The sequence below is a fragment of the Caldibacillus sp. 210928-DFI.2.18 genome (assembly GCF_020554505.1).
Taxonomy (GTDB): Bacteria; Bacillota; Bacilli; order Bacillales; family Caldibacillaceae; genus Caldifermentibacillus; species Caldifermentibacillus hisashii.
In genome coordinates, this window is sequence record NZ_JAJCHL010000039.1 from 24,335 (window position 1) to 30,938 (window position 6,604).

Here is a 6,604-nt window from a genome sequence, read left to right on the forward strand (position 1 = left end):
TTTGAATCTATCTTAACAACAGACTGCATTTTATTCAAATAGAAAAAGGCTGCTTCAACTGTTTTTTTGAAACAACCCATTCATAATGATTAACTCATCTTTGTCAATTCCTCTTTCATATATGCTTCATCCATCGGTCCAAAATAAATGGAGTGGATGATTCCATTCGTATCAATAAAATAACTGGTCGGCAGTCCATATATTTGATAAAGTTTAATAACTTCACCTTCTGTATCTAATGGAATCGGAAACGTAAGCCCAAGTTCTTTAACAAATTCTTCTGCTTTTTCTTTTGTTTCTTTCCCTACAGTTGAATTGACGGCAATTATTTCTACATTGGAATCACTATATTGTTCGTAAACCCTTTCCATTGCAGGCATTTCTTCTCGACATGGCGGACACCAGGTTGCCCAGAAATTCAAAATTACTTTTTTTCCAGCTAATTCACTCAAACTTATCGTTTCACCGGATAATGTTTGTAATGTAAAATTCGGTGCTTTTGTCCCAACCTTTAACCCCGAAGCAGCATCCCCATATACCACTTGTGCTTGCGATTGACCGTTTACCAACTGTTCATCCTTTTTAACAACATGCTCTTTTCCATCCTTATGGATAAACAACTCAATGCCGGCAAGAATAACAAGCGCAAGCAGAACACCGATAAAAAATTTCTTCATCTTATCACCCTTTGTTTATATATAAGTAAATGCGAAATTGCAATTTACCATATGTATCCTTTACTAAAAACAGCCTTTTATTCAAAAAATTTAAATTACCTCTTGAGGCAGACTAACGCTAACAAAATTGCCGTTTTTTCTGTACTAGTCAGTTTCTCTTGAAAAGTCACAACCGGTGTATTCAACCGAAAAAAGCTTGTCCAATCAAGCGGCAACCATCCTTTTTTGCTTACAGCTAATTGCCTGTACTTATTGTAAAAAACAATTTCCCGGTTTGGCAATCTTTTTATCTTGAATATATTTTGAGGGAAAATAATTTCACCGATGATATTCTTTTTTCCTTTCGGATCGATGTGACCGATAACCTTTCCATCGTTAAAGGTAAATGTAATGGAATGGTCATTTTCCTTTCGAATTTTCATAAACATGACCCGATTGTTTTCAAAATAAACCAAATATGGCCCTTTCAACGTATGCTTCAACTGAATTTTTATATTCGCCGTACCGTCCGGCTGAAAAAAATATGTATAAGAAGATGCCTTTTCAATGAGAAAAACATCAAGTCCGCTCTTACCATAATTATATCCGTTTTTTATGTTAAGACGCACAGATTTTTTAAAATAATATAAATGAATCATATAATAAAAAATACTTAAAGACAATAATAGAAAACAAGATGCTAATGGTTTATTATGTTCAGCTAAAAATATCGAAATGATAATTGAAATCATCGTGAAAAACAGACTAATGTTTAAACTTTGATTTCCTAGTTTATAGTAAAACATTTTGATAGACATATGGCGACCCTTCTCCCTATGAAACCTATTTTCGATAAATTTCACTTTATCTCTTAATAGCAATAAAGGCTAGAAACCAGCCTTATATAAATATTCATATGTTTACAAGGTGATATTCATGAATTAAATACACCAATTATCCATTAATTATTAATAAAATATTTACAAATACTACTTTTCTTTTGTAATAAATTTTTGTATCATACAAATAGATCATAACTATTCTACACAATTGAAAATATATGGGAAGGCAAATGGTGCGCCACCGGATTTTCCGGTTCTAGTGGGTTCGATTCCCACCCCGAAATTTTTTATCAATACTAAAAAAATTTCGAGGTGGGCTTCTTTCTATCTTTCTGAATGATAGAAATCCCCCTCAGTAATTGGAGGGATGAAAATGTTATTAAAAAAGAGAGATTTATCCGACTGTCAAGCATTGTATTCATTGCTGACCCACCCGGATGTCTTCCCGTTTATACGTCATAAACCGAATTCATACGAAGAATTTTTATTTATGACTAAGCAAACCATTGAGGCTGAAGAACGTGGTGAAATGATCTCACGGACGATTGTTGATGAATGGGATCGACCCATTGGCACGATAAACTTATATGATATTGAAAATGGTGCAGGTTTTTTAGGAACGTGGCTCGGCAAACCGTACCATGGAAAGGGATATAATATACTTGCAAAGGAATTGTTTTTTGAAGAATTATTTTTCGTTCAAAATATGGAAACGGTTCTTTTGCGAATTCGACTCGAAAATATCCGCTCACAAAAAGCTGCAGAAAAAATTCCTTATGTCACTCTTGCCAATCAAAGTCGGCCCTCAATTTACAAAGCAATTAACGAAAATCCATCTGGTTACCGATATAATTTATATGAGATAACAAAGGATGCGTACAGCTTATATTATAAAAAGAACAATGCACAAGTTCAGGGACCTATCCACCCATTGGAAGCATAATTTTTTCATTTCTTGTTGTTAAACGTCCATTGATTGGGCGTTTTTTTAGCTAATAGGGTCTCTCTAGAGTGAATTCCCCACCTCAATTGGATGCGGTTGAACAATGATTCTTCGCTTAACGACAAGTCAAGACCGTTTGTGCAAAATCACCAACCGAGTTCCCCAAGCATATTATGTACAAAAGTTTTTATTATTCATTAGGAAAGAATACGGACAACTAGGCGTCACGGGTCGCCTAAAAGCTCGGCAATTGCCTATTTTCTTATCAAACATGCCATACATATAAACAGAGAGGTGTTTTGGATGTGGCCATGGGGTTTCTTCGGATCAAATAAAGCTAATTTTGACCCTTTTCAATATTTAAGCGAAGGAGAGTTCCAACAAATGCTTGACCAGTGGATGAAACAGGCTTTCCCTGACTTTATCCAGTCGATGATGAATGATGGAACTACTTTTCACCATAAAAATAAGGATGAGGAAAACGAGAACCGAGAAACTTCGACAGTGAAAGAAACTCTATTTGAAACACATGATGACATCTTTATTCGAATACCTATTCAAGATGAAAAGCAAATTGATCGATTAAGGATATATTACAGTTTGAATAAATGTGTCATCGACGGATTAAACGAGGACAGCAACCCGCACACCATTATCCTTCCTGCAACTGTCAAGAAAAAAGGAGCAAAAGCAATTTATCGCGATCAAATTTTAGAAATTCGTATTCCAAAAAGTATTGAATGGCAAATGAGTGAAATTGATGTTGATAAATTTTAACATCATCCGAATATAAAATCATTTTTTGGGCAGTTTATGGATAAAAACAATTATGGAGGATGATTTTCATGTCCATTCCCTATCGATGTCCCAACTGTAAAACAAATAAGTCCCGCTTTAACCTAATCAAACAAGTGGCAGAATCAGTCAAATTGGATCCATCAACAGGATCGGTGGTACAAACATATACGGATGAAAATTTAGATCCTTTCCATATACCTTATCGAGGACCGGAGTATAAAATTCAATGCGGTGTTTGTGGATTAATAGAAGATGAACGAACGTTTGCTAAATTTGGAGAATCTGAGCTGTAGGATATGATCAAGTTGGAAAAATCCTTTCAATTTCAAACACAAGGAAAAATTTTTGACTCGTTTTTTTATATAAAGAAAACTCGGGCGTCCAAGCCTTTAGGCGAAAGCAGAGCCGCAAGAGCACTTATACTTAATTCTTAAAATTTCCAACTACGTCGAATTCGCTTCTTTGCTGGAAATTTATACTTTCTTAACGTACCAAAAAGGGGCAGTCTGGAAAGTCGTCTATTGTACTTTCGGCTGCCCCTTTTAGTTTGCCGTGTTTACTTTATTTTTTCGTTTAATATTTCCACTGATTTTGCGATTTGCGGGTCTTCCGCAATTAGTTTATTTCGCAATGCCTCCATAATTTGAACGGTTGTATCACCGGTTACAACCCCTGTTTGTTCCAATCCGTGATCCTTTTGAAATTGGATGACTGCTGCTTCTGTCTCATCATCAAAAGCGCCGTCAATGGTGCCCGGTTGATATCCAAGAGCCTCAAGCATTTTTTCAATGGTTGAAACTTGTTCATTTATACTTTTCTTTTTCAACTCGACTCCGGGATCAACATAAGTTAAATTCGCATACTCCGGCATTTTCACTTCATAATCCGGTACAATTCCTTGCTCATTTATCCACTTTCCGCTTGGTGTTAACCATTTTCCGGTCGTCAATTTCAAGGTGGAGCCGTCATTGTAACTAGCAGCCGTTTGTGCGGTCCCTTTTCCAAAAGTTTTTTCACCGACAATTGGTACCCCTGCTGATTCCTTCAAAGCACCGGCTAATATTTCCGATGCACTCGCACTTCCGCCATCGACAACAGCAACTAGAGGAATATTAAAAGGTTCCTTCTGATTTGACAATTGACGGACTTTTTTACCATCATTTTTTTCCATTTGATAGATGACTTTCCCATTCGGCACAAATAAACTAGAAATTTCAATTGCTTGATCCAGTAAGCCTCCTGGATTTTGTCGTAAGTCTAAAATTAGTCCTTTCATTCCTTGCTTTTTCAACTCATTGATGTGTGATACGAGTTCCGTATAGGTTCGTTCAGAAAACATAGTGATCTGGATTTTTCCAATTTGACCATCCAGCATCTCGCTATAAACCGTTTCGACCGGGATAACGTCACGAGTGATACTCAATTCAATTGGGTCAGTAACCCCCGGACGAGAAATTTTCAAATTGACTTTCGTTCCTTTTTCACCGCGGATTAGGGAAACAGCTTCATTGGAACTCATTCCTTGAATACTTTTTCCATCCACTTCAAGGATGATATCATTAGCCTTAAGTCCTGCTTTTTCTGCCGGTGAACCTTTAATTGGAGCAACAATAACGATATGATCATCCTTTTGTTCGACCTGTGCGCCAATACCTTCAAAAGAGGACGAAATGGTCTCATTGAATTCTTCTGTTTCTGCGGATGTCATATAGTCCGAATAAGGGTCCCCTAGAGATTCCACCATCCCGTTAATGGCCCCTTCTATTAATTTTTTATCATCCACTTTATGAATATAATTGGCTTTGATGCTTTCAAATGTTTCATATAGTTTTGTAAAATCTTTCCGATCCTGAATTTGAATTTTCTCCACTACCTTTTCATCCCCAAAAGAAAGGACAAAAGCGGTCATTCCTGTCGTAAGTATTACGATAAGGAAAATTAGTATAATAAAATGAAATTTCTTTATTTTTATGTATTTATTTGGATCAACAGAATCGGTTTTATTTTCGGTATTTTTCTCTTCTATTTTTTCACCGTTATCCACTCATTCTCACCACTTTCAAAAAAACTAAATAATGAAACTGCAGGTATATTTCAATACGAAACATTACACGGTTCAATGTCTAAACGGCTTTTGCATTTTGGAAAAATTCTTCCAATGTCCAATCGTTTTCATAAATAATTTTTGCCGTTTCTTCTCCAACATAGCGGAAATGCCAAGGCTCATATTGATATCCGGTGATTGCTTCTTTTCCTTTGGGATAGCGTAAGATAAAACCGAATTTATGAGCATTTTCTCTCAGCCATGTGCCTTCAGGGGTGCTTTCAAAGGACTCTACTAAATCAAGATTTGCACTCTCTGCCGAAATATCCATGGCAAGTCCGGTTTGATGTTCACTTTGTCCAGGTATGGCAACAGCTTCCACTGCTTTTTCTTCACCTTTTGCTTCAACTTCTCTTTGAAAGACTTCCGTTTGTCGCGTATAGGAACGATAACCGGATACAGCATACAAGGAAATTCCTTCAACTTCAGCTTGTTGAAACATTTTTTCCAAAGCACGAGCAGCTTCTTCCTTTAAATAGCTCTTTTCGATATCTAAATCCCCAAAAGAAAACCGAACATTAGGTCTGACAAGATTAGCCGGAACATAATCTGCCGGTAAGTAAGCGGATTGTTTGTTTACAAGAATTAATAGATTATCCACATTTTGAATGACTTCTTTTCCATCTTGTTCTGCAACGATATTAAAGTACTTCTTATCTAATTTTATTGTGCCATCATTTTCATCAGCGTTTTCCGGTGAATTTGACTGGTCATTTTCGGTTGTTTGTTCATTTGCCTGATGATTGTTGTTACTTTGCTTATTTTCTCCGGTTAAATCATTAAGCGAGCAGCTCGTTAATAGTAATAGCATTCCGGTCAATACGGATATAATAATCGTTCTCATTCATTTTCTCACCTATTTTCCTTTTATTCAACATTTATCATTTTATCACTCTCCTGAAGCCTTGAACAGATAAATTTATTTTACTGATAAATACCAGTATTTCCCAACTTACCGTGTTGCTTTTAGTTGGATGGCTTGCGCAAGTACTCCTTATGTACATATTTTTATTCTTCATCTTTCCTACTAGAAGTAAAACACTATCCGAAATTTATACATGAATATATAAGAAAAGCGCAGAGCGTCCGCTTAGCGACGTACAAACTGGCCGGCTAAAAGCGGCAACGTCCTGTTGCAACGCCGGCATGACCACGTCCTGTGGCCCGACCTCCCCGCAATGAGAACAGACTTGCTTCCCCGAATAGGCATCGCACGAAGAAAATGCGAATGCATTTTCGAGGACTCTGAATAATCTTCCTT

The 6,604-nt window shown here is 36.5% G+C and carries 7 protein-coding genes; 3 read left to right on the top strand and 4 right to left on the bottom strand.

All coding sequences use genetic code 11. The annotated features are described in order from the left end of the window. Nucleotides 1-89: 89 nt before the first annotated feature. Together LIZ98_RS09785 and LIZ98_RS09790 are read right to left on the bottom strand one after the other, a co-directional pair. Nucleotides 90-677 (bottom strand): peroxiredoxin family protein, encoded by a 588-nt coding sequence (locus LIZ98_RS09785; protein WP_227139651.1) that lies wholly within the window; start codon nt 675-677, stop codon nt 90-92. 95 nt (nt 678-772) lie between these two features. After that, nucleotides 773-1,474: a hypothetical protein gene (locus LIZ98_RS09790; protein ID WP_227139652.1), complete on the bottom strand. Its 702-nt coding sequence runs from the start codon at nt 1,472-1,474 to the stop codon at nt 773-775. A gap of 397 nt (nt 1,475-1,871) precedes the next feature. Here LIZ98_RS09790 and LIZ98_RS09795 point away from each other — a divergent pair, with 397 nt between their 5' ends. The 3 genes from LIZ98_RS09795 (at nt 1,872) to LIZ98_RS09805 (ending at nt 3,532) form a co-directional block, all read left to right on the top strand. Next, entirely contained in the window at nt 1,872-2,441 is a 570-nt protein-coding gene (locus tag LIZ98_RS09795; protein ID WP_034770515.1) for a GNAT family N-acetyltransferase, read from the top strand. A 303-nt stretch (nt 2,442-2,744) separates the two neighbouring features. Then, on the top strand, nt 2,745-3,218 hold the full coding sequence (locus LIZ98_RS09800) for an Hsp20/alpha crystallin family protein (RefSeq protein ID WP_052514528.1): 474 nt from the start codon (nt 2,745-2,747) through the stop codon (nt 3,216-3,218). A 68-nt stretch (nt 3,219-3,286) separates the two neighbouring features. Continuing rightward, on the top strand, nt 3,287-3,532 hold the full coding sequence (locus LIZ98_RS09805) for a hypothetical protein (protein WP_034770516.1): 246 nt from the start codon (nt 3,287-3,289) through the stop codon (nt 3,530-3,532). Between the two features lie 263 nt (nt 3,533-3,795). Here the strand turns inward: LIZ98_RS09805 and LIZ98_RS09810 are convergent, their stop codons facing one another. Both LIZ98_RS09810 and LIZ98_RS09815 read right to left on the bottom strand, forming a co-directional pair. Beyond that, a complete protein-coding gene (locus tag LIZ98_RS09810; protein WP_227139653.1) occupies nt 3,796-5,283 on the bottom strand; it encodes a lmo1851 family serine protease in 1,488 nt (495 codons plus the stop codon). 79 nt (nt 5,284-5,362) lie between these two features. Beyond that, on the bottom strand, nt 5,363-6,187 hold the full coding sequence (locus LIZ98_RS09815) for a M15 family metallopeptidase (RefSeq protein ID WP_095141339.1): 825 nt from the start codon (nt 6,185-6,187) through the stop codon (nt 5,363-5,365). Between the last annotated feature and the right edge of the window lie 417 nt (nt 6,188-6,604).

What these genes read in the sequence shown, in the direction of transcription:
- LIZ98_RS09785 (WP_227139651.1), bottom strand. Translation starts at nt 677, where the DNA reads ATGAAGAAATTTTTTATCGGTGTTCTGCTTGCGCTTGTTATTCTTGCC.
- LIZ98_RS09790 (WP_227139652.1), bottom strand. Translation starts at nt 1,474, where the DNA reads ATGTCTATCAAAATGTTTTACTATAAACTAGGAAATCAAAGTTTAAAC.
- LIZ98_RS09795 (WP_034770515.1), top strand. Translation starts at nt 1,872, where the DNA reads ATGTTATTAAAAAAGAGAGATTTATCCGACTGTCAAGCATTGTATTCA.
- LIZ98_RS09800 (WP_052514528.1), top strand. Translation starts at nt 2,745, where the DNA reads ATGTGGCCATGGGGTTTCTTCGGATCAAATAAAGCTAATTTTGACCCT.
- LIZ98_RS09805 (WP_034770516.1), top strand. Translation starts at nt 3,287, where the DNA reads ATGTCCATTCCCTATCGATGTCCCAACTGTAAAACAAATAAGTCCCGC.
- LIZ98_RS09815 (WP_095141339.1), bottom strand. Translation starts at nt 6,187, where the DNA reads ATGAGAACGATTATTATATCCGTATTGACCGGAATGCTATTACTATTA.